The sequence below is a fragment of the Corynebacterium aquatimens genome (genome assembly GCF_030408395.1).
Classification (GTDB): domain Bacteria; phylum Actinomycetota; class Actinomycetes; order Mycobacteriales; family Mycobacteriaceae; genus Corynebacterium; species Corynebacterium aquatimens.
Genome location: NZ_CP046980.1, coordinates 2,143,132 through 2,165,523 on the forward strand (window position 1 = coordinate 2,143,132; position 22,392 = coordinate 2,165,523).

Sequence of the window (22,392 nt, forward strand, 5' to 3'; positions counted from 1 at the left end):
CCAAACAATGCTCCCGCCGAGCGACCCATTACATGCGCTGAGGCAGCTGCGCGATGACCTCGCCGCAACCACGTTGCCCGTCGAGGCCGCTGAGCAGGCCCGCGCGGTGGTCAACCAGTTTGATGATTACATCCTGCCCCGCCTGGCCAACCTTGACGCCCCGTTGCTGGCCGTGATCGGGGGGTCGACGGGCTCCGGCAAATCTACGCTGGTCAACGCATTGCTGCGCGAGAAGGTCTCCAATCCCGGCGTGATCCGCCCCACCACGCGCCAGCCGGTACTGGTAGCCAACCCGGGTGACGCTGAGTGGTTCAATTCACCGCACGTCCTTCCCGGCCTCGCCCGCTCCCACGGTGCGGGCGACGAGCAATCAACAACCCTGCGTGTCGTGGAAACGTCCTCTATCCCCGAGGGGCTTTCGCTTCTCGACGCCCCCGATTTCGACTCGATCGACGACCGCAACCGCGCCTTGGCTTCCCAGCTCCTCGCCGCGGCAGACCTGTGGATCTTCGTCACTACCCCGGCGCGCTACGCCGACCAGCTGGTGTGGAACTTCCTCAACGACGCTGCCGGCCGCGGCATTGAAGTCGTGGTGGTACTCAACCGCCTTGATGAAGCGGCGGCCGACACCGTCCCGGCCGATCTGCGCCGCATGATGAATGAGGCCGGCTTAGGACGCGCGACCGTCTTCGAAGTGCCGTACGTAAAGGACTTGCAGTCGGAGTTTCTCCCGGCTGAAATGGTGGCGCCCCTGCGGGACTTTTTAAGATCCTTGGCAGATGATTCAGCCGCGAGACGTGAAGTCGCTGGCAGGACAGTTGCGGGCGCCGCGAACGGTGCTTTGCTGCGTGTGGACGAGCTGGCGAGTATTCGCCAAAGCCGTGAGGATTTTGCCAACCAACTCGACGAGTCGATTTTAGAGCTGTACCGCGCCGCACACCAGCACATCATCGACGCTACTTCTGACGGGAAGATGCTCCGCAGCGAGGTCATGGACCGTTGGCAGGACGTCGTGGGCACTTCGGATGTGTTCCGCGGATTCGAGCGCTGGTTCAGCCAAGCAGTGGATAAGGTAGGAAGCTTCTTTAGCGGTGAGCCGGCTCCCCTGCGCGAGGTGGAAACGGAGTTGGAATCCGGCCTGCACGCCGTCATCGTGGATGCAGCGGACACGGCGGCGTCCCGGGCGTGGTCGCATGTGGGAGCGGTTGCTCCCGATCGTCGACAAGCGGCTGATCCTTCCTTGGCCCGCGCAAGCCATGATCTTGATGACAAGGCCGCGGCACTGATCCGCGAATGGCAGGGCGCGATGATTGCGCGCATCCAGGACACCGCGGGCGAGAAACGCCAACGGGCCCGCGTGATGTCGCTGGGGCTCAACGTGCTCACCGTCGCGCTGATGCTGGTGGTGTTTTCCACCACGGCTGGCTTAACGGGCATGGAAGTTGGCATTGCCGGTGGATCCGCCGTGCTGGGCCAGAAATTGCTGGAGACGGTATTCGGCGAAGAAACAGTGCGCCGCATGGCCGCCGACGCACGCAAGGACCTAGACCAACGACTCAATGATCTGCTGCGTGAGGAACGCGAACGCTACTACGCCATCACCGACCCGCTGCTGGAAGGCACCTCCGCCGAATCGATCCGTACCACCGCCGCGGAAGCGCGAGCCTCACTCAACGAACGCTTCCCCGGCATCCTCACCGCGGCCCCCCAACTGCAGCTTCCTCGCCCGACTGGAGGGGAGAACTAATGGCGCTTTTCAAACGTAAGACTCCCCTCGGCGACCGCCTTGCCGCGTTGGATGAGGCCGCCTCCATCGGCGCGCCCTACTTGCCCGCCAGCGAGGTTGACCGCTTCCGTTCCATCGCCCGCGCGGGCGCGGAACGCCGTGCCCTGTCTGCTGAACACACCGTCGTTGGGTTTTTCGGAGCCACCGGTTCCGGCAAGACCTCCCTGTTCAACGCAGTCGTGGGCGAAGACTTAGGCAAGGCAGCTGCGCGCCGCCCGACCACGTCGTCCCCTCTCGCGGCAATCTGGGGCCCGGAGGGGTCCGAAGCCCTGCTGGACTGGCTAGGGGTGGAGGACCGCCGCACCCGCCCGGGCGAGTTCGCCCCCGGCGCTGGCCCGCTCATCTTGCTCGACCTCCCGGACTTCGACTCGGTGGAGGCGTCCAACCGCGAAATCGCGCAGCGCCTCGCTGGACAAGTCGACGTTCTGGTCTGGGTCACGGACCCCGAAAAATACGCCGACAGCGTCATCCACGACCAGTTCATCCGCCCCCACGCCGGCCACGCCGAAGTCACCCTCGCCGTGCTGAACAAAGCAGATTTGCTGCACGTCGACGACGTGGATACGGTCGCGGGCAATTTTGAGCACTTGCTTATCGACGACGGCCTCACCCGCGTGTCCGTCATCCCTACCTCCACGCGCACTGGGGAGGGCATCGATACGCTGCGCAGCGCGATTGCAAAAGTCGCCCGCGCTCACACCGCCCAGACCGCCCGCATTGAGGCCGATATACGCGCGGTGACGGACGACTATGTACCGACGCGGGCGGCGGGTGGCGTCGATAAGCGAGCGAAGCGTGCCCTCGACGACACTTTGGCGAAAGCCGCCGGGGTCGAACGGATTTCTACGACCACCGCCGCGGCCTACCGCAAACGCCTGCATGAGCGCACCGGGTGGCTGCTGACCAGCTGGATCACGAAGTTCCGGCCCGATCCCCTGCGCCGCTTGGGTCTGCGGGAGGAGCCTGATGACGTGGGCGTGCACCGCACGTCGCTGCCGGAATTGGATGCCGCCGGCAAGGCGGTGGCGAACAAGGGACTGCGCGACTATTCCACGGCTGCCGCAGATGGACTGCCCCATGCGTGGTCCGCGGCGGTGGCAGACCGCACTGAGGAGATCTCCCAAGCACTGCCGGGCGAACTCGACCGTGCCGTCGCCCGCACTCGCCTCCCCGCTGAACCTTCGCGGGGATGGTTCCTTTTGACCGTGATCCAATGGCTCGCGCTGATCGCGGCGCTAGCCGGTGTTGTCTGGTACCTGCTGGTTGCATTCATACCGGGCGTTCTCGTGCCACTGCTTGGCAGCGAGCTCGTGCCCACGGTCGAAGGGTGGCCCATACCAACACTGCTGATCATGGCTGGACTCCTTGCGGGGCTGATCATTGGCCTGATCACCACCGTCTTCGGCGGAGTGATCGGCTCCGGCGTGAAGCGACGCACCCGGCAAGCTATGCGCAAAGAAGTGGCCGCGATTTCTCACGCGGCCGTTGTAGAACCGCTAGAGGGCATCCGCGCGGACTACGACCGTTTCGCCGCGGCCGTTGCCACCGCCGTCGGTTAAGGCGGGCCGTTACAACTCGCGTATGATTGCCCAACAAGACACGGGGTGCCCAGCCCCCTCTCAAAGGCCGGGCTGAGATCACACCCGTTGAACTTGAACGAACTCGAATTCGCGTAAGGATGTCGCTATGACTACTGCTATCCCCCGAGTCCTGTCCATCGCCGGCACTGACCCAACCGGTGGCGCTGGTATCCAGGCCGACCTGAAATCGATCGCCGCTGCTGGCGGATACGGAATGTGCGTGGTCACCTCCCTGGTGGCGCAAAACACCCAGGGGGTGCGCTCCATCCACACTCCACCGCAGGAGTTCCTGAAAGAGCAGCTCGACGCGGTCTTCGACGACGTTGAGGTCGACGCCATCAAGATCGGCATGCTGGGGGATGCCGAAACCACCGCCACTGTCAGTGAGGCCCTGGCCGGACGCGAAGTTCCGGTGGTCGTCGTTGACCCCGTGATGGTGGCCACCTCCGGCGACCGCCTGCTTAGCGAGGATGCCGAGGCTGCGCTGCGCCAATTCGTGCGCGACCACGCCACCGTGGTCACCCCGAACATCCCGGAGCTGGCCGTACTCACGGAGAACGAGCCCGCCGCGGACTTCGACGAAGCGGTAGAACAGGGCAAAGCGTACGCCGCCGCAACCGGGGTTGCTGTGTTGGTCAAGGGCGGCCACCTCAGCGGTGATGCCTCCAACGCGTTGGTCTCCCCCGACGGATCCGTCGAGGTTGCCCGCGTGCCCCGCGTGGACACGAAGAACACCCACGGCACCGGCTGCTCCCTGTCGTCGGCGCTGGCCACTCGCCTGGCGCTCGGCTCTGAGGCTGGGTCCGGGGCTGGTTCGGCCGCGGCGGTTCGCTGGGCTTCGGACTGGCTCTACGAGGCCATCGCTAACGCCGATGCGCTTGGAGTTGGCAAGGGCAACGGCCCCGTCGACCATTCCCACCGCGCGCGACGTCTTGCCGCTGCAGCGTCCACCCAGCCGTGGGACCTGTCCGGTGACCGCCCAGCGGGTGAGACCGGCCAGCTTCTTGCTGCCAAGATCCCGGCCGCCGGCCCCCACACCCAGGCTCTCTGGGACCGCGCTGCTGCCAAGGTCTGGCCCGACACGTTGAACTTGCCGTTCATCACAGCGCTGCGCTCCGGCGACTTGGCTGAAGACGATTTTGAGTTTTACTTGCTGCAGGACGCGCACTACCTGGAAGAGTACGCCCGCGCTTTGGCCCAGGTTGGAATCAAGGCCCACACCCCTGATGACCAGGTCTGGTGGGCTAACTCCTCCGCCGAAGCTATCCACGCCGAGGCTGAGCTGCACCGCACCTGGTTTGCCCAGCACGACCTGGATCACGCGTCGTCCCGGCCCAGCCCGGTTACCAACGCGTACACGGACTTCCTGGTGTCTGAAACCGCCGTGGAAGAATACGCTGTCGGCGCTGCGGCGGTCCTGCCGTGCTTCTGGCTCTACGCTGAGGTGGGCCTCCACCTCGCTGAGAACAACCACGCCGACCACCCGTACAACGCGTGGCTGTCCATGTACGGCGGCGATGACTTCGTCGGCGAGGTCAAGCAGGCACTTGATGCCACCGAACGCGCCCTCGAGGAGGCTTCCCCCGCCGCCCGTAAACGCGCCGCTGAAGCCTTCATGTACGCCTGCTACCACGAGCTGGCGTTCTTCGACCAAGCCTCGCGCCGCGCCTAACTCACCCCGCGCATGATCACTGTTTACGGCGAGGCACTGGTTGACCTGGTGCCCGTCGGCAAGCGGGCGCTCGTGCCACTTGAACCCGCGCTTGGTGGTGGACCCTTCAACGTCGCTCGCGCGTTGGGCCGCATGGGCTCGGATGTCGCGTTTCAATCGCGGTTGTCCAGCGACAACTTCGGCCAGGCCCTTCGCAGCTCGCTTATCGACGCCCACGTGGACCTTTCCCACTGCCCCACCGGCGAGGAACCGACGAGCCTGGCCGTGGCATCGATCGGTGCGGATGGTTCCGCGAGCTACCAGTTTTACGTGGAGGGAACGGCCGACCGGTTCGCGGATCCGGTCGCTGTCGATAAGGGGTTTGCGGTGTTCGGAACACTGTCGCTTGCGCTGCAACCGGCCGCCTCGCGCTACGCTGCGGTCGCCCGCGCATGTGCGGACGCGGGGGTGGTGGTGTGCCTTGACCCTAATATCCGGCCCGCCTTCGCCACGGAGAAGCACCGGACATTCCTGCGCGATTTCCTCGAATCGGTGACGGTTCTGAAGCTATCAGACAGCGAAGTTGAATTCCTTGGCGACACTTCTCATGTGCCCGTGGTGGTGACCACGTCTGCCGCCGGCCTTCACGTTCGCGCGCCGTTCGGCGAGTGCTTTGAACCTTCTGAGCGCATGGAAGGCGACGATATTTCCGACACCATCGGCGCCGGCGACACCGTCATGGCGGCACTTGCGCACCAGTTCGACCGCCTCGGTGGTGTGAACCCAGACTCCGCTGACTCTGCAGACGATTCTGGCTTCGAGGGCCTTAGCCGCGACACACTTCTTGCACTCAGCGAGTCTGACTGGCGAAGCATCCTTCGTTTCGCCGCACGCGCTGCCGCGATCACGATCTCCCGCCCGGGCGCCGACACCCCCTATGCCCGTGAGCTCTACCCAGAAACCGACATCCCCGCCAACGCGCCCGAGCCACCGCCGGATTTCACCTTCAACTTCACCCTCCCGGACTAGCCCGCACTGCCCGCACTGATCCCGGCGGGCGCCTCCACCGACCACTGCGGGCCTTCATTTTTGGTGTTTACGCTGTTAGAATCACTTCCATGACTGCACCTCATGACGACCCCCGCACCGAAGACCACAAAGTCGCGGCCGTCAATGCGTCCATGATCATGGCCGGCCAAACTCTGTCACCTGAGCTTGAAAGCGAAGGACGCAAAATTCTTCGGGGCGAACTCTCTGCTGATGAATCCGTCCTCCGATACTTGGAAGAGAACGGCTTACGCGAAAGCGCGCGTGCTGCCGAGCTACGGCGCCGCACGTCCGGGGCGGCATAGCTGAAGGCGGTTTAGCTGAATGCCCCGCAAACAAGACGCTGCGCCCGAAAACTTTTTTGGCATTGAAGACGCTCGCGATCTGGAGCTAATTGCTGGTGAGCTCTCGGGCCGACGTCTGTTCGAACTCGAATCCGGTCCGCCTCTCCGTGAGTTCACCCGCGAATCTCTGATTGAAGTTCACCGGCATTTGTTGCAAGACGTCTACCCTTGGGCAGGCCAAATCCGTTCCACCGAGGTGGGTGCCATGGGCTTGATGATGTGCCGGGCCGAGTTCGTCGAAGACGAGCTGGGCCGAGTAATGCGACGGATCCAGAAACAACCGCCGTCCACGGCAGATTTGAATATGGCGGACGCCACCATCGCCGATCATTGGTGCGAACTCACAATCGTGCACCCATTCCGCGATGGCAATTCGCGTACTCAACGCTACTTCTTCGACCAGATGTTTCGTGCAGCGGGATGGGTCGTGGACTGGACGCAGGTCAATGCCTCTCACGCACACGCAGCACGTTACGTCGGGGCAGCTACCGCCGATGCGTCGTTCTTAGCACAACTGCTTCTCCCCGCGGTGTATCCCGTCGACGCTCTCCCGCCAACAGGCGAAGGTAGCCTGAGAAAGACCCAGGGCCACCGAGACAGCAACTCCGCCGAAATTTTCCAACACATGATGCAGTTCCGTCGGGACCACCCGGCTGCACCGTGGGAACCGCCAACCAGTACTTAGCTCCCGAGCCAGGACCGCGCCGTCCGGGTCCGCGATCGAGCCGTTTCGCTCCGTGATCGACCCGTTTTAGTTCGTGATCGACCCGTATGAAACATATATACATGCGACCTGGGATTTTATTGGCCAACGGATCGATCAAAACGCAACGGGTCGATGGGGGGTGAAACGGGTCGATGGGGGATAGAACGGCTCGATCGGCGGGTCTAATGAGGAGTCCGGGTGAGTTGGGTTGAGTGAGGCGGCTGGGTGGAGGGGGTTGAGATTTCGGGCAGAGAAAATGCCCCGCACCAGCTGGGGTGCTGGGCGGGGCGGTCAGGGTGGCGGCTGTCCTGAGGGGGCCGCCGGAAGAGCCGGGATCTGCCGAGACTAGCGGGCCTTCTCGATGATCTCGATGAGGCGGAAGTGCTTGTCCTTGGACAGCGGGCGGGTCTCCTCGATGCGGACGAGGTCGCCGATGCCGGCGGTGTTGGTCTCGTCGTGAGCCTTCACGCGCTTGGTGGTACGGACGATCTTGCCGTACAGGCCGTGGGACTTGCGGTCCTCGACCTCGACGACGATGGTCTTGTCCATCTTGTCGGAAATCACGTAGCCGCGGCGACGCTTCTGCAGGCCCTTCTCCTTGGGCTGCTTCGGCGTGTGCTTCGGGCCCTTGGTCTCTTGGGTATCAGACATTAGTTGTCAGCTCCTTCGGTGCCTGGGGTGACGGAGAGGCCGAGCTCGCGCTCGCGCAGAACCGTGTAGATGCGGGCCACGTCACGCTTCACCGCGGAGATGCGGCGGTTGTTGGACAGCTGGCCGGTAGCGTGCTGGAAGCGCAGGTTGAACAGCTCTTCCTTGGCAGCAGCGAGGCGATCCTTCAGCTCGGAGTCGCTGAGCTCGCGGAACTCGTGTGCGGGGGTTCCAACTGGCATTAGAACTGGTCCTCCTTCTTGATGATGCGGACCTTGCACGGAAGCTTCTGGCCAGCGCGGCGCAGGGCCTCGTAGGCGGTTGCCTCGTTCGGGTACGACATTTCGAACAGGATGCGGCCAGGCTTGACGTTGGCCACCCACTTCTCCACCGGGCCCTTACCGGAACCCATACGAACACCGAGCGGCTTCTGGGTCAGGGGGCGATCCGGGTAGATGTTGATCCAGACCTTACCGCCACGCTTGACGTGACGGTTGATGGCAATACGTGCTGCCTCAATCTGGCGGTTGGTGATGTACGCCGGCTCAAGAGCCTGGATTGCGTAGTCACCGAAGTTGATACGGTTGCCACCCTTGGACACGCCACGACGGGTCGGGCGGTGCTGGCGGCGGTACTTGACGCGCTTAGGGATAAGCATGTGTCTTAGCCCTCCTTCTTCTGCTCTGAGCGCTGGCGACGCTGGCCACCCCGGCGGGGGCGGCGGTCACGGTCGCCGCGGCCGCGGCGGTCGTTTGCCAGTGCGAGGTCGGACTCGCGAACGCCACCAACGACGTCGCCCTTGTAAATCCATACCTTGACACCGATGATGCCGAAGGTGGTTGCTGCTTCCGCCGTGCCGTAGTCGATCTCTGCACGCAGGGTGTGCAGGGGCACACGGCCTTCGTGGTAGCGCTCGACGCGGGACATTTCAGCGCCGCCCAGACGGCCGGAGCACTGAATCTTGATGCCCTTGACCTGCGGGTTACGCATAGCGGACTGGATAGCCTTACGCATCGCGCGGCGGAATGCCACACGGTTGACCAGCTGCTCCGCGACGGACTGAGCGACGAGCGCTGCGTTAGCGTCGACGTTCTTGACCTCGAGGATGTTCAGGGCAACCATCTTGCCGGTGAGCTTTTCCAGCTCGCGACGGATGCGGTCTGCCTCAGCACCGCGGCGGCCGATCACGATGCCCGGGCGGGCGGTGTGAATGTCCACGCGGACACGGTCGCGGGTGCGCTCGATGACAACGTCGGCGATGCCGGCGCGCTCAAGACCCTTGGAGAGGAACTCGCGGATCTTGATGTCCTCGGCGACGTAGTCGGAGTAGTTCTTGTCGGCGTACCAGTGGGACTTCCAATCGGAAGTGATGCCCAACCGGAGGCCGTGGGGGTGAATTTTCTGACCCATTACTTGGCCCCTTCTTTCTGGCTAGCGTCTTGGCTCTCCACAACAACGGTGATGTGGCAGGTGCGCTTGCGGATCTGGAACGCGCGACCTTGTGCGCGTGGCTGGTAGCGGCGCATCGTCGGACCCTCGTTTGCGTAGCACTCGGAAACGACGAGCGTGCGCGGGTCCAGGCCGAAGTTGTTCTCAGCGTTTGCCGCTGCAGAAGCGACGACCTTGGCGATCTGGGTGGACGCACCCTGCGGGGCGTACTTCAGGATCGCGAGAGCCTCGGAGACGGACTTGCCGCGGATGAGGTCAAGTACGCGGCCAGCCTTCGTGTAGGAAGTGCGGACGTACTTAGCCGTGGCGCGGGCGGATGTGATGGTCTCAGCCATGATTACCTGCGTCCCTTCTCTTCTTTGACGTGACCCTTGAAGGTCTTGGTCGGTGCGAACTCGCCGAGCTTGTGGCCCACCATGGACTCATCCACGAACACCGGCACGTGCTTGCGGCCGTCGTGGACGGCGAAGGTGTGACCGATGAAGTCGGGGAGAATGGTGGAACGGCGTGACCAGGTCTTGATGACCTGCTTGGTGCCAGCCTCGTTCTGAGCGTCCACCTTGTTGAGGAGGTGCTCGTCGACGAACGGGCCTTTCTTCAGGCTGCGTGGCATATGAAGTTACCTCCTCTTAGCGCTTCTTGTTCGCGCGACGACGGCGAACGATCATGTTGTTGGAATAACGGTTCGGGTTGCGGGTACGGCCTTCCTTCTGGCCCCACGGGGAAACCGGGTGGCGACCACCGGAGGTCTTACCCTCACCACCACCGTGTGGGTGATCAACCGGGTTCATAACCACACCACGCACGGTCGGGCGCCAGCCCTTCCAGCGCATGCGGCCGGCCTTACCCCAGCGGATGTTGATCTGGTCGGCGTTACCGACCTCACCCACGGTGGCGCGGCAGCGGATGTCCACGCGGCGGATTTCGGACGACGGCATACGCAGAACCGCGTAGGTGCCTTCCTTACCCAGCAGCTGGATGGACGTACCAGCGGAACGAGCCAGCTTCGCGCCAGCGCCCGGCTTGAGCTCCACAGCGTGGACGGTCGTACCAGTCGGGATGTTGCGCAGCGGCAGGTTGTTGCCAACCTTGATGTCGGCGGTCGGGCCGGACTCGATGACCGTGCCCTGCTTCAGGCCCTTCGGCGCAATGATGTAGCGCTTCTCGCCGTCGAAGTAGTGGAGCAGAGCGATGTTAGCGGTACGGTTCGGGTCGTACTCAATGTGAGCGACCTTTGCGGGCACGCCGTCTTTATCGTTGCGGCGGAAGTCAATTACGCGGTAACGGCGCTTGTGGCCGCCGCCGCGGTGACGGGTGGTGATGTGACCGTGAGAGTTACGGCCACCGGATTTAGGGAGCGGACGCAGCAGAGATTTTTCCGGCGTCGAGCGAGTAACTTCCTCGAACTCGGAAACAGAGCTGTTGCGGCGACCCGGAGTTGTCGGCTTGTACTTGCGAATAGCCATAATGGTTCCTTTTCTATCGAATCTTCGTCGTTAAGCGAATGCTCTTCGTGGTGCCGGCGGTTAAGCCGCGCCGCCGAAGATGTCGATGGAGTCGCTGCCGTCGCGAAGCGTCACGTACGCGCGCTTGGTGTCCTTGCGCTTACCCCAACCGGAGCGGGAGCGCTTGCGCTTGCCCTCGCGGTTGACGGTGTTCACAGAGGCAACCTTGACGTCGAAGATCTCTTCTACGGCAATCTTGATCTGGGTCTTGTTAGCAGCTTTGTCCACGAAGAACGTGTACGTGTTCTGCTCCATGAGCGCGTAGGTCTTCTCAGAGACCACGGGCGCGATGATGATGTCGCGGGGGTTGGCGATCTTAGCCATTAGTTCTCCTCCTCGCCTTCAGCAGGCTTATCGACGGCAACCTTGGTGCTGCCAGCCTCAGCGGCCGTGCGGGTTACGCGCTCCACGAACTCGTGAAGAGCAGCAACGGTGAAGATCACGTCGTCGGCCTTGAGAACGTCGTAGGCGTTGAGCTGGCCCGGCTCCAGGATGTGAACCTGCGGCAGGTTGCGCGCAGACAGCAGGGAGGTCTGGTCAGCGTTGTCAACGACGAACAGGACGGACTTGCGGTCAGTCAGGCGCTCGATGAACGCGCGTGCGGACTTCGTCGACGGCTTCTGGCCTGCGACGAGCTCCTCCACAACGTGGATGCGCTCATTGCGGGTGCGGTTGGTCAAAGCGCCAGCGAGGGCAGCCTTGATCATCTTCTTAGGGGTGCGCTGGCCGTAGCTACGCGGCTTCGGACCGTGGACGATGCCACCACCGGTGTAGTGCGGTGCGCGGATCGAACCCTGGCGAGCGCGTCCGGTGCCCTTCTGGCGGAACGGCTTCTTACCACCACCGCGGACCTCGCCGCGGGTCTTGGTGGAGTGCGTGCCCTGGCGAGCTGCTGCGAGCTGCGCGGTAACGACCTGGTGCATCAGTGCAACAGATGCCTCGCGGTCGAAAATCTCAGCCGGCAGATCGACGGAACCCTTGGTTGCGCCATCAGCGGTGTGGACGTCAAGTGTCAGATTGCTCATGCGTGTGCACCGCCCTTCACTGCGGTCTTAACGGTGACCAAGCTGCCCTTCGGGCCCGGGATAGCGCCCTTAATCAGGATCAGGTTGGACTCGTTGTCGATCCTCTGAATCTTCAGGTTCTGAGTGGTCACCCGGTTGCTACCCATGCGGCCTGCCATGCGGGTGCCCTTGAAAACGCGACCCGGGGTCGCGCAGGCGCCGATGGAGCCCACGCGGCGGTGAGCTGCCTGGTTACCGTGTGCGGCACCCTGGCCAGCGAAGCCGTGGCGCTTCATAGCACCGGCGTAGCCCTTGCCCTTGGTGGTGCCAACAACGTCAACGAAGGTGTCGCCTTCGAAGATGTCAACGGCGAACTCCTGGCCGAGCTCGTACGCCGAGGTGTCATCCATACGGATCTCAGCGACGTGGCGGCGCGGGTTCTGGCCTGCCTTCTTGTAGTGGCCAGCCTGCGGCTTCTTAGCCTTACGGGGGTCAATGTCGCCGAAGGCGATCTGGATGGCGCTGTAGCCATCGGTGTCTTCGGTGCGAATCTGGGTAACAATGCACGGCCCAGCCTCAACGACGGTAACCGGGATAACGCGGTTCTCCTCGTCGAAGATCTGGGTCATGCCGAGCTTGCGCCCCAGAATGCCCTTGATCTGTTCAGTCATGTGTGTTCTCCGATTAATGTTTGTCGATTCACAAGTTGCATCTCGGTAGTGCCTTTAAAGACGGCTACTACTGGATGTTCACGTCCACGCTTGCCGGAAGGTCGATGCGCATGAGTGCGTCAACGGTCTTCGGAGTGGGATCGAGGATGTCGATGAGGCGCTTGTGTGTGCGCATCTCAAAGTGCTCGCGCGAATCCTTGTACTTGTGCGGAGAACGAATAACGGCGTACACGTTCTTCTCTGTGGGCAACGGCACCGGTCCCACGATGCGGGCACCCGTACGGGTAACCGTCTCCACGATCTTCTTCGCAGATGCGTCGATAGCCTCGTGGTCGTAGGCCTTCAGCCTGATGCGGATCTTCTGTCCCGCCACGCTAACCTCTTCCTCGCATCCCCACATTTCATCGTTTCGCTTCAGAGGCTCTTGCCGACGGTGGGGTTGTAGCTTGTTTGTTTCTCTATAACGTTGTCCGGTTAGGCCCGGCTCAAACGCGAAGTATTTCGATTGACTGCCATGACATGCACGAATCCACGCAAATAAAAGGCGCACGAGTGCATGTCTTAAGACGTCAAAGGACAAGCGAGGGGGTACCTGCATGGCCCTTCGTGTACTGCCGCTGTTTATTTGCCATGGCCCTTCTCCGGTGCCCGTGACCGAAAGTACCCATCTCTAGGGGCCTGATCCCGCTCACGGACCCTTCGTCGGCTGCCTTTTTCGAAAGACGCCGTGCAAAGTGTCATGTTCGCCTTACCAACAGCACTTCCCTCACCCCCACCAATAGTGACCATCAGTATGAGCTGGGGTTTTGTACTGTGTTAAAGCAACCCGAGTATTAAAACACAGCAGGTCAGTGATCTGCAAATCTCCGTTTCTCAGCGCCTCTTATCCACAGCCGCACTTTTTATCCACAGGCCCGACTGTGGCTGAGCCACCGCCTTTGTCCGTTTCACGAGTAGGGTCGAGTAGCGAACGGCATTCACCGTACGCTCAACTCGCCCTCACGGGGCCACGAAAGGACCAACCATGGCTGACAACACTTCCAACCCGACCCAGAACACCCCGCTTAACGACGAATTTTTGGCAGGCCAGGCCGCCAACGGCCAGGCGGAAAACCGAGCAGCGAACCAGGCGGCAGACCAACTGCAGCCGCAGCCGGTGGCGCCGAACGCTGGTGGCTCCACCACTCCGGAGGCAGCTTCCCGCCCGCGCAACGAGGCGCTGGAGACCGACCACGGCACCACCGTTATCGATGATCAGGTTGTGGGCAAGATCGCAGGTATCGCTGCGCGTGAAGTTTCTGGCGTCCACAACTTGGGCGGCGGTGCAGCCCGCATGTTCGGCGCGATCCGTGAATCCCTCACCTCCTCCACCAACGTTCAGCAGGGCGTCAATGTGGTCGTGGACAACGGCCACGCGAACGTCGCGGTTGCGATCATCGCTGAATACGGTGTTGCCATCCACGAGCTGGCTAACGCAATCCGTGAGAACATCACCATCGCGATTACGCGTATGACCGGATTGATCGTTGACCGCGTTGATGTGACGGTCCACGACGTGAACCTGCCGAGCCAGAACACCGGCGAAGGCGAGCAGGCACCGAACAACGCTGCACCGAACCAGCCGCAGGTCCAACAGCAAGTACAGGCTCCGGGAAACTTCCCGGCCCCGGCTTCGCAGCTGGACCAGTAATCAGTACCGGGCATACAACTGACCGCTAGTACCCGATTAATTCCCCAACGATGAGCTCACTTTCATTAGAAACCGCCCGCGAAATCGCCGATGCCGTGGCGAGTATCCCCGGCGTCGCCGAGCTGCACCCTGGCCGCTACGGAAACGCCGTGTATCGCACGCAAGGTGGCATGGTCGAAGGCTTGAACCTGCGCGAACCCAGCCAGCAAGAACCCGGAGAGGTTCTTGAGGTGCACTTGGTATATGACGTTGCGGCGCGTCGCACTATCGACGCGGTGGCGGCCGAGGTGCGTGAGAAGGTGTCGTCGATAAGCGATGCGAAGGGCTCTGAATCTGGGACTGGAATCAGCGCGGTAGACGTGATTTTCGCGGACGCGCGGTAGCGAAAGTAAAGGACTAAGAGAATGTCAAAGACCACTATGGGTGCCGCTATCGGCGTTGTGCTGGCGATCATGCTGATTTTCGGCGGCTGGCTAGGTTTTTTTGTGACGATCGTGTTTGGTGCGATCGGCGGAGTCGTTGGCGCGCAGCTGGACCACAAGATCGACCTAGCAGAGCTGGTCAGCCGCACTTCTGGCCGCGGGCGGGCGTAAATGAGCACCCTCGCCCCAACACCCCAGCTCGACCTGAGTACGTACCGTATCAACGAGCGAACCGTGGAGCACGTCGCGGAAGTAGCCGTGACGTCTGTGCCTGGGTCTATCCCCGTTGATGCGAAGCTCGCGGGTCTTGCTGGACGCAGTCTGCCGCGCGTAACCGCAACCATTGACCGCGGTGACGCTTCGGTCATGCTCGATGTGGAGATGGCTGCGACCTACCCTGCTCCGGTGCGGCGCGTAACGGATGAAGTACGCCGGACGGTGACGAGCCACGTTCAGACTCTGACCGGCCTGACCGTGACGCGCGTGAACGTTGCTGTGGAAGAAGTCCGCGCGAGCGACCGCGTCACCCACTTCGACCTGGATCAACACCCCGCTGGGCTCGTACCCGCACGGATTGACGTGTCACCGACGCGCGTTGTTTCCCCGGAGGTCAATTCTTCTACGTACGACAACATCACACACGTGCTCACGCCCGCACCGCCGGAGGTTCGCTCGATAGCGGTGCCCGAAGCACCTGTGCTTATCGACGTCGAGGTGCCGGCACGCGCTCCGCTGGCCCCTGTTTCTGCACCGGCGCCTGTGGCCGTTCGTTCTGTGGCTGCGCCGAAGCCGCGGCCGCTTGAGCCCATCTCTGCGCGCCGTGTGACCGCGTATTCGCCGGTGAAGCCCAATCCGGTTGCCCTGCGACCGGTTGAGACAGCACCGGCGACACATCTAACACCGATCGTTGTCCGTGAATTCGCGCCAGCGCGCCCCGTTGTGCGCCCGCATCCTGCGCCGCTGCGTCGGGTTGAAGTGACGCGCGCACCGATGATTCCTGTATCCGTGCGTCGATCCGCTCCCGTGCAGCCGGTGTCACTTCCGCACCAGGAACCATTGCGGGCTATCACCGTGTCGCGCCCGCCGCTGCTGCCGGTCACGCGGCCTGAAATAGAAATTCGGCGCGTAGTCGCCCCTGAACCGGCACCGCTCACGGTGCCGAGCGCTCCGGCGCCGGAGGCGCTTCGCACCATCGCGGTTGACGGCGATTGGGAGCCGAGGGAGGACAACTAATGGCACGCACCAAACGTTTCTGGTCCCGGTACCGCCCGCAAGCAGGGGTAGTCAATCACCCGCAACCGGGCGCGGCCCCTCGCGCAAACCCCATCGCGCGCTGGCTGACCGTGTTGCTTGGGCTTGTGATGATCACGCTCGCTGGCCTGATCGGCCACGATCTATGGTACGTCTTCGAACAGAAAGAGCCTTCCAAGGCCTGGGCCGCACCGGTGTTTGAGTGGATCGGCAGCGCCGCGGTGACCGACGCCGCCGTTGCGGTAGGCGTGCTTGTGTCGCTGATCGGCCTGTGGTTCATCGTCGCTGCTTTGAAACCGCGGAAAACCACGCACGTCAAAGTTGATTCACCCACCTCAATGTGGGTGCGCCCGGTGGACATTGCCCGCAAAGCCACCGCGACCGGCCGGATGGAACTAGGCAAAGTCCCCGTGTCCTCGCGTGCCTCGAAGAAAAAACTCGACGTTCACGTCACCGATGAGGGTGGTGAGGCATCACAGGCGCGCCTTGCTTCTTCACTGGAACAGCAGTTTGTTCGCCTACACCCGCAGCCTCAAGTGCGTGTCACCGTGAAGCAGCCAGTCGAAGCCACCCGCAACGCCCGCTCCGGATCAAGCAGGGAGATCTAAACCATGAGCAAAGGTCTTGAAGTTTTTGACCGCATTTTGATCTTCATCCTTGGCCTGGGCCTTCTTGCCCTGGGGCTGATCCCGCTGGGACTGCGGTATGACATCCCGTGGTGGTCCGACGTCACCGCGACCTTGGACCGGAAGTTCATCGGCTCCATCCCCGACGCGGGTTGGTACGGCACAGCCCTGATCATCGCGTGTGTTCTTCTGGCGTTTTTAGGCTTCTGGCTAATCCTGGCCAACATCCAAAACCGCGGCTTTAACCGCCGCGCCCTCATCGCCGAACGTCCCGACGGTGAAATCGGGGGCGGCGACACCCTGGTAAACGTCAACCGCCTAGCGGCTGCGGCTTGCTCCTACGCCGAAACCCTGGAACCCATTGTCGGCGCCACCCAGAACGTCGCCTTCATCGGCGACCGCCCGACCGCCACGTTCACCATCACCGCCCGCCCCGACTACGACATGAACACCGTCTTCAGCACCGTCGAAAACCTCGACGCCGACTTCCGCGACGCCGTGGACACCATGGACATCGACACCGTGTTCAAAGTGCACTTCGATCGCATCGCGCCCTAGGTTATCGGCCCGGCCCCGGCCTTTTTCCAGCCCCACTCTCAGCCGCGCGCTTAGGGGTTGAGGTGGATCACTCTCTCCACCTCTCCGAGATTCATGTCGGGTCCGCCTCCCCGCGGCGCTACAACCATGTCGCTGCCAGCGACGCACTCAACAATCTTCTCCCAGGCAACCACGTTTCGATTCACGGACCTGCGGTCCATCGTCCACAATCTCACGGTCCTTCCCAGCAGCCCGCGCGTTCCGTCCTGGAACAGCACCAACCATTGCGCATCCCCTATGTCCAGGCGCTCAAGCCCTGCCGGGACAGCCTCCGGCTCAAAGACCGTGATCAGCTTGGCCACACCAAGCCGATGGTCGAAGTGGTCGCGGTCCGTCACCACCAACGGCCACCCAGGCCCAACCGGCCGGGCCGACTCAAACTCCCACACGCTGGGCATGGTTTCTTCTAACCGACGCCCTTTCCTATGCCCTTGCCCTTTCCCATGGGCGTGCCCTCGCGGTCCTTGTCCTCCCCGCGGGCGCACAACCACCTGCCCCTCATTGAAGGTCACGGTGGCGCCAGGATTTTCGGAGGTCACCACTGCCGTTGTTGCTGCATCCGGGGTCAGAAGACCGGGATGCTCAGACCCCATCTCAACCAGCGCATCAACAAGTTCCTTATCGCTGCTCCCCCACCCCACTCCGCGGTTGGCCAAAATCCCGAACACCGTAGTCAACGGCAATTCGGGTTGACCTTCCCACGTGCTTTGCAGCACGCGGAGCACCCTAGGTATCCGAGTCGGATCCGAGTTCAAATACTCCCCCGATCCCCCAGGAGCGATTTCTTCATCAGCGGGCTTCACGGCTGCCTACTTTAGGGCCTCACCGCGATCCACCGCGTGTCTCCCCCACCCGGGTAGCTCTTCTCTTCCAAAAAAGAGCCGCACCCGAATCGAATCCTGAATTTGTTGACACCCTTCCCATGTATAAGCAGTAGCGCACGTTCTTGACCTGCTTCTTTGCAGAACGCGCCTCGAGATGGGCCCGAGAGGTGTCACCATCGTCAGGATGTCACTATCTTCAGCCGGCGGAGACGCCTCTGACCAAGGATCGGGATGGCTGGAGATGGCTGAGAACCGCTCCCAGACCGAATCCTGAATCTGTTGACACCCCTCCCGTACATAAGCAATACCGCACGTTTTTGACCTGGGACCATACAGAATAGGCCCCGTGACTGCCCCGCGAGGTGTCAACATCGTCAGCCGGCGGAGATGGGAAGTGCGGGGATGGGAGGGTCGGGGCCGGGCTGAAACGGCAAAAGCCGCCTCCCACGTGGGGAAGCGGCTTCGCGATCAGTCGGGAATTACTCGACGATCTTGGTAACACGGCCAGCGCCGACGGTGCGGGAGCCCTCGCGGATAGCGAAGCGCAGGCCCTCGTCCATAGCGACCGGCTGGATCAGCTCGACGGACATCTCAACGTTGTCGCCAGGCATGACCATCTCGGTGCCCTCCGGCAGCTTCACAACACCGGTCACGTCAGTGGTACGGAAGTAGAACTGCGGACGGTAGTTGTCGAAGAACGGCGTGTGGCGGCCACCCTCGTCCTTGGACAGGACGTAGACGGAACCCTCGAACTTGGTGTGCGGGGTGTAAGCGCCCGGCTTGATGATGACCTGGCCGCGCTCGACGTCCTCGCGCTTGGTACCACGCAGAAGCAGAGCGGCGTTGTCGCCGGCCTCAGCGGTGTCAAGCAGCTTGTTGAACATCTCGATGGAGGTAACCGTGGTCTTCTGGGACTTCTCACGGATACCGATGATCTCGACCTCGTCGTTGAGGTTCAGGACACCACGCTCAACACGGCCGGTAACAACGGTACCGCGGCCGGAAATGGTGAAGATGTCCTCGATCGGCATCAGGAAGTCGCGGTCGGTCTCGCGGACCGGGTCCGGGATGGAGTCGTCGCAAGCCTGCATCAGGTCAACGACAGACTGTACCCACTTCTCCTCGCCCTCAAGAGCCTTCAGAGCGGAGATGTGAACGATCGGAGCGTCTTCGTCGTAGTCCTGCTCGGCCAGGAGTTCACGAACTTCCATCTCGACGAGCTCGATGATTTCCTCATCGTCAACCATGTCGCACTTGTTCAGAGCAACGAGGATGTACGGAACGCCAACCTGGCGAGCGAGCAGAACGTGCTCACGGGTCTGCGGCATCGGGCCGTCAGTTGCAGCCACAACGAGGATAGCGCCGTCCATCTGAGCCGCACCGGTGATCATGTTCTTGATGTAGTCGGCGTGGCCCGGGGCGTCCACGTGAGCGTAGTGGCGCTTCGGGGTGTTGTACTCCACGTGGGAGATGTTGATGGTGATGCCGCGCTCGCGCTCCTCAGGAGCCTTGTCGATTGCGTCGAATGCGAAAGCCTGGTTCTCATCCGGGTACTGGTCCGCCAGAACCTTGGTGATGGCAGCCGTGGTGGTGGTCTTGCCGTGGTCGACGTGACCGATGGTGCCGATGTTCACGTGCGGCTTTGTGCGCTCGAACTTTGCCTTTGCCACTGTTTGTCCTCCTGGACGTTTGTGCAGCCACGAGTAATCGCAGCCACGTTGGTTTTCTTCGTAAAATGTGCCAGTTACATGATCCTAGAAGCGCCGCCGGAGTTTTTCAAACCCTAGAGCGTAGAAGCGCTTCACGGAAAAGCATTATCGCTTATCGACGATCGGAGGGCAGGCACTGCCCCCTCCTAATCGTCGTGGGGATTTTTAAGCCCCGTTGCGCTCTTCCATGATCTCCTGAGCGATGCTCTGCGGCACCTCTGCGTAGGAGTCGAACACCATGGAGAAGTTCGCGCGGCCCGCGGTCGAGGAACGCAGGTCACCAATGTAACCGAACATCTCGGAGAGCGGAACCTTTGCGCGGACGATCTTCGCACCGGAGCGGTCCTCCATTGCGTAGACCTGGCCACGGCGAGAGGAAATGTCGCCGTTGACGGTACCCATGTACTCCTCCGGAGTCACGACCTCGACGGCCATGACCGGCTCGAGCAGAACCGGCTTCGCCTTAGCAACAGCTTCCTTGAGCACCTGGGAACCAGCCAGCTTGAAGGCCATTTCCGAGGAGTCAACGTCGTGGTACGCGCCGTCTTCCAGCGTGGCCTTGATGTTGACCAGCGGGTAGCCGGCCAAGTAGCCGTACTGCATTGCATCCTGGATACCAGCGTCGACGGACGGGATGTACTCCTTCGGCACGCGACCACCGGTGACGGCGTTCTCGAACGCGTAGGTTGCGCTCTGGCCCTCTTCCAGCGTCTCCGGGTCCGGCTCGTACGGCTCGATGGTGACGATGACCTTCGCGAACTGACCGGAACCACCAGTCTGCTTCTTGTGGGTGTAGTCCAGGGACTCGACCTTCTTGCGGATGGTCTCGCGGTACGCAACCTGTGGGGAACCGATGTTCGCTTCGACCTTGAACTCGCGCTTCATGCGGTCAACCAGAACGTCGAGGTGGAGCTCGCCCATACCGCCGATGACGGTCTGGCCAGACTCTTCGTCCAGACGGACGGTGAATGTCGGGTCCTCTTCAGCCAGCTTCTGAATAGCGGTACCCAGCTTCTCCTGGTCCGCCTTCGTCTTCGGCTCAATAGCAACCTGGATAACCGGGTCCGGGAAGTCCATGGACTCGAGGATGACCGGGGAATCCGCAGCACAGAGAGTGTCACCGGTGGTGGTGTCCTTCAGGCCGATGAACGCGTAGATGTTACCGGCCAGAGCTTCCTCAACCGGGTTCTCCTTGTTCGCGTGCATCTGGAAGAGCTTGCCCACGCGCTCCTTCTTGTTCTTCGTGGAGTTGAGCATCTGCTCGCCCGGCTCAACCTTGCCCGAGTAAACACGGACGTAGGTCAGCTTGCCGAAGAACGGGTGAACGGCGATCTTGAACGCCAGCGCGGAGAACGGCTCGTCGACGCTCGGCTTGCGGGTGATCTCGGTGGACTCGTCGCCCACAGCGCTGCCGTGAACCTCACCGATGTCCAGCGGGTTCGGCAGGTAGTCCACAATCGCGTCGAGCAGCGGCTGGACACCCTTGTTGCGGTAAGCCGTACCACAGTAAACCGGGTAGATCTCGGAGTTCACCGTCATCTTGCGGATGGCAGCCTTGATCTCCTCTTTGGTCAGCTCTTCGCCGCCGAAGTACTTCTCCATGAGCTCTTCGTCGGACTCAGCGACGGTCTCAAGCAGCTTCTCGCGGTATTCCTCAGCCTTGTCCTGCAGGTCAGCCGGGATCTCCTCCACGGTCGCCTCAGTACCGATCTCGGTCTTGCCGCGCCAGGTCAGTGCCTTCATCTCGATGAGGTCGACGACACCGTCGAAGTCATCCTCAGCACCGATCGGGATCTGCATAACCAGCGGCTTAGCACCCAGGCGGTCGACGATCGTCTGAACCGTGTAGAAGAAGTCTGCGCCCAGCTTGTCCATCTTGTTGACAAAGCAGATACGCGGAACGTCGTACTTCGCGGCCTGACGCCACACCTGCTCCGACTGGGGCTCCACACCCTCTTTACCGTCGAAGACAGCAACTGCACCATCGAGCACGCGCAGGGAACGCTCCACCTCAACGGTGAAGTCCACGTGGCCCGGGGTGTCGATGATGTTGATCTGGTTACCGTTCCAGAAACAGGTCACAGCAGCGGACGTAATGGTGATGCCGCGCTCTTTCTCCTGCTCCATCCAGTCCGTGGTAGCGCCACCGTCGTGGGTCTCGCCGACCCTGCGGTTGATACCCGTGTAGAACAGGATGCGCTCGGTGGTGGTGGTCTTACCGGCATCGATGTGGGCCATGATGCCGATGTTGCGGACCTTGTTTAGGTCCTTAAGCACTTCTTGTGCCACGTTTGTTACCCCAACTTACGTTGTTAGCGAATAATGTCTTGCTCAGCCGATTCTGCCATCAACTGGCATATTCGGCAGGTTAAGTCGCTTATCGACGACCGGGAGCCGTCGATAAGCAGGCTCTTACCAGCGGTAGTGTGCGAACGCACGGTTGGCTTCCGCCATCTTGTGCGTGTCTTCGCGACGCTTGACGGATGCGCCGAGACCGTTGGATGCGTCCAGGATCTCATTAGCCAGACGCTCCGTCATGGTGTTCTCACGACGCTGGCGGGTGAACGTGACCATCCAGCGCAGAGCCAGCGTGTTGGAACGGCCCGGGCGGACCTCCACCGGCACCTGGTAGGTAGCACCACCGACACGACGGGAACGAACCTCAAGGTCCGGGCGGATGTTGCCCAAAGCCTTCTCCAGGGTGAGAACCGGATCCGTACCGGTCTTCTCACGGCAGATCTCCAACGCGCCGTACACGATGCGCTCGGCGGTGGACTTCTTGCCGTCCTGCAGAACCTTGTTGACCAGCTGGGTCACGATTTCAGAGTTGTACACCGGGTCCTTGACAACGGGACGCTTCGGAGCTTGCTGTTTACGCATTG

The 22,392-nt window shown here is 62.1% G+C and carries 27 protein-coding genes and 1 riboswitch; of the genes, 12 read left to right on the plus strand and 15 right to left on the minus strand.

Annotated features, from left to right (window positions below; translation table 11 throughout):
• The first annotated feature begins 7 nt into the window (after positions 1-7).
• The 6 genes from CAQUA_RS09725 to CAQUA_RS09750 all read left to right on the plus strand — a co-directional run bounded on the left by CAQUA_RS09725 (position 8) and on the right by CAQUA_RS09750 (position 7,093).
• Entirely contained in the window at positions 8-1,747 is a 1,740-nt protein-coding gene (locus CAQUA_RS09725) for a GTPase family protein (RefSeq protein WP_231375556.1), read from the plus strand.
• Complete coding sequence (locus CAQUA_RS09730; protein WP_196825303.1) at positions 1,747-3,345, plus strand: GTPase; 1,599 nt, start codon at positions 1,747-1,749, stop codon at positions 3,343-3,345. Before CAQUA_RS09725 ends, CAQUA_RS09730 begins: the two co-directional genes overlap by 1 nt.
• A 31-nt stretch (positions 3,346-3,376) precedes the next feature.
• A riboswitch (TPP riboswitch) is annotated at positions 3,377-3,482 on the plus strand.
• Positions 3,473-5,038 (plus strand): bifunctional hydroxymethylpyrimidine kinase/phosphomethylpyrimidine kinase, encoded by a 1,566-nt coding sequence (locus tag CAQUA_RS09735; protein ID WP_196825302.1) that lies wholly within the window; start codon positions 3,473-3,475, stop codon positions 5,036-5,038. Its footprint overlaps the riboswitch before it by 10 nt.
• Before the next feature lie 12 nt (positions 5,039-5,050).
• Positions 5,051-6,046, plus strand: a complete 996-nt coding sequence (locus CAQUA_RS09740) for a carbohydrate kinase family protein (RefSeq protein WP_196825301.1) — start codon at positions 5,051-5,053, stop codon at positions 6,044-6,046.
• Positions 6,047-6,135: 89 nt separating this feature from the next.
• A complete protein-coding gene (locus tag CAQUA_RS09745) occupies positions 6,136-6,369 on the plus strand; it encodes an antitoxin VbhA family protein (RefSeq protein WP_196825300.1) in 234 nt (77 codons plus the stop codon).
• A 19-nt stretch (positions 6,370-6,388) separates the two neighbouring features.
• Entirely contained in the window at positions 6,389-7,093 is a 705-nt protein-coding gene (locus CAQUA_RS09750) for a Fic/DOC family protein (protein WP_196825299.1), read from the plus strand.
• Positions 7,094-7,459: 366 nt separating this feature from the next.
• On the opposite strand, the gene rpsQ is transcribed toward CAQUA_RS09750, so the two are convergent.
• From rpsQ to rpsJ, 11 genes are all read right to left on the minus strand, one after another.
• Positions 7,460-7,765, minus strand: coding sequence for a 30S ribosomal protein S17 (gene rpsQ / locus CAQUA_RS09755; protein WP_196825298.1), 306 nt, complete (start codon positions 7,763-7,765; stop codon positions 7,460-7,462).
• Entirely contained in the window at positions 7,765-8,004 is a 240-nt protein-coding gene (gene rpmC, locus CAQUA_RS09760; RefSeq protein ID WP_196825297.1) for a 50S ribosomal protein L29, read from the minus strand. Before rpmC ends, rpsQ begins: the two co-directional genes overlap by 1 nt.
• A complete protein-coding gene (rplP, locus tag CAQUA_RS09765; protein WP_196825296.1) occupies positions 8,004-8,420 on the minus strand; it encodes a 50S ribosomal protein L16 in 417 nt (138 codons plus the stop codon). Before rplP ends, rpmC begins: the two co-directional genes overlap by 1 nt.
• 5 nt (positions 8,421-8,425) lie before the next feature.
• A complete protein-coding gene (gene rpsC / locus CAQUA_RS09770; protein WP_196825295.1) occupies positions 8,426-9,172 on the minus strand; it encodes a 30S ribosomal protein S3 in 747 nt (248 codons plus the stop codon).
• Positions 9,172-9,546: a 50S ribosomal protein L22 gene (gene rplV / locus CAQUA_RS09775; RefSeq protein WP_196825294.1), complete on the minus strand. Its 375-nt coding sequence runs from the start codon at positions 9,544-9,546 to the stop codon at positions 9,172-9,174. Before rplV ends, rpsC begins: the two co-directional genes overlap by 1 nt.
• Before the next feature lie 2 nt (positions 9,547-9,548).
• A complete protein-coding gene (gene rpsS, locus CAQUA_RS09780; protein WP_034664270.1) occupies positions 9,549-9,824 on the minus strand; it encodes a 30S ribosomal protein S19 in 276 nt (91 codons plus the stop codon).
• A 16-nt stretch (positions 9,825-9,840) separates the two neighbouring features.
• The gene (gene rplB / locus CAQUA_RS09785; protein ID WP_196825293.1) at positions 9,841-10,677 is read right to left on the minus strand and encodes a 50S ribosomal protein L2; all 837 of its coding nucleotides are present in this window, start codon (positions 10,675-10,677) and stop codon (positions 9,841-9,843) included.
• A gap of 60 nt (positions 10,678-10,737) precedes the next feature.
• Positions 10,738-11,040, minus strand: a complete 303-nt coding sequence (gene rplW, locus CAQUA_RS09790; RefSeq protein WP_196825292.1) for a 50S ribosomal protein L23 — start codon at positions 11,038-11,040, stop codon at positions 10,738-10,740.
• Entirely contained in the window at positions 11,040-11,741 is a 702-nt protein-coding gene (gene rplD, locus CAQUA_RS09795) for a 50S ribosomal protein L4 (RefSeq protein ID WP_196825291.1), read from the minus strand. Before rplD ends, rplW begins: the two co-directional genes overlap by 1 nt.
• Positions 11,738-12,391: a 50S ribosomal protein L3 gene (gene rplC / locus CAQUA_RS09800; RefSeq protein ID WP_196825290.1), complete on the minus strand. Its 654-nt coding sequence runs from the start codon at positions 12,389-12,391 to the stop codon at positions 11,738-11,740. Before rplC ends, rplD begins: the two co-directional genes overlap by 4 nt.
• 67 nt (positions 12,392-12,458) lie before the next feature.
• On the minus strand, positions 12,459-12,764 hold the full coding sequence (rpsJ, locus tag CAQUA_RS09805; protein ID WP_196825289.1) for a 30S ribosomal protein S10: 306 nt from the start codon (positions 12,762-12,764) through the stop codon (positions 12,459-12,461).
• A gap of 768 nt (positions 12,765-13,532) precedes the next feature.
• Here rpsJ and CAQUA_RS09810 point away from each other — a divergent pair.
• From CAQUA_RS09810 to CAQUA_RS09835, 6 genes are read left to right on the plus strand one after another with little or no spacing between them, the layout of a single operon-like run.
• Positions 13,533-14,081: an Asp23/Gls24 family envelope stress response protein gene (locus CAQUA_RS09810; protein ID WP_231375966.1), complete on the plus strand. Its 549-nt coding sequence runs from the start codon at positions 13,533-13,535 to the stop codon at positions 14,079-14,081.
• Positions 14,082-14,131: 50 nt separating this feature from the next.
• Positions 14,132-14,464 (plus strand): hypothetical protein, encoded by a 333-nt coding sequence (locus CAQUA_RS09815; RefSeq protein ID WP_196825288.1) that lies wholly within the window; start codon positions 14,132-14,134, stop codon positions 14,462-14,464.
• 21 nt (positions 14,465-14,485) lie between these two features.
• Entirely contained in the window at positions 14,486-14,674 is a 189-nt protein-coding gene (locus CAQUA_RS09820) for a hypothetical protein (RefSeq protein ID WP_196825287.1), read from the plus strand.
• Positions 14,675-15,736, plus strand: a complete 1,062-nt coding sequence (locus tag CAQUA_RS09825) for an Asp23/Gls24 family envelope stress response protein (protein ID WP_196825286.1) — start codon at positions 14,675-14,677, stop codon at positions 15,734-15,736.
• Entirely contained in the window at positions 15,736-16,362 is a 627-nt protein-coding gene (locus tag CAQUA_RS09830; RefSeq protein ID WP_196825285.1) for an Asp23/Gls24 family envelope stress response protein, read from the plus strand. The genes CAQUA_RS09825 and CAQUA_RS09830 overlap by 1 nt, the downstream gene beginning before the upstream one ends.
• Before the next feature lie 3 nt (positions 16,363-16,365).
• Complete coding sequence (locus CAQUA_RS09835; protein ID WP_196825284.1) at positions 16,366-16,938, plus strand: hypothetical protein; 573 nt, start codon at positions 16,366-16,368, stop codon at positions 16,936-16,938.
• A 50-nt stretch (positions 16,939-16,988) separates the two neighbouring features.
• Here CAQUA_RS09835 and CAQUA_RS09840 read toward each other — a convergent pair whose 3' ends face one another.
• From CAQUA_RS09840 to rpsG, 4 genes are all read right to left on the minus strand, one after another.
• Positions 16,989-17,693, minus strand: a complete 705-nt coding sequence (locus CAQUA_RS09840) for a hypothetical protein (protein WP_196825283.1) — start codon at positions 17,691-17,693, stop codon at positions 16,989-16,991.
• Positions 17,694-18,280: 587 nt separating this feature from the next.
• Positions 18,281-19,471 (minus strand): elongation factor Tu, encoded by a 1,191-nt coding sequence (gene tuf, locus CAQUA_RS09845; RefSeq protein ID WP_196825282.1) that lies wholly within the window; start codon positions 19,469-19,471, stop codon positions 18,281-18,283.
• A gap of 204 nt (positions 19,472-19,675) precedes the next feature.
• Positions 19,676-21,799, minus strand: coding sequence for an elongation factor G (gene fusA / locus CAQUA_RS09850; RefSeq protein WP_196825281.1), 2,124 nt, complete (start codon positions 21,797-21,799; stop codon positions 19,676-19,678).
• A gap of 123 nt (positions 21,800-21,922) precedes the next feature.
• Positions 21,923-22,390, minus strand: a complete 468-nt coding sequence (gene rpsG / locus CAQUA_RS09855; protein ID WP_196825280.1) for a 30S ribosomal protein S7 — start codon at positions 22,388-22,390, stop codon at positions 21,923-21,925.
• Positions 22,391-22,392 lie beyond the last annotated feature (2 nt).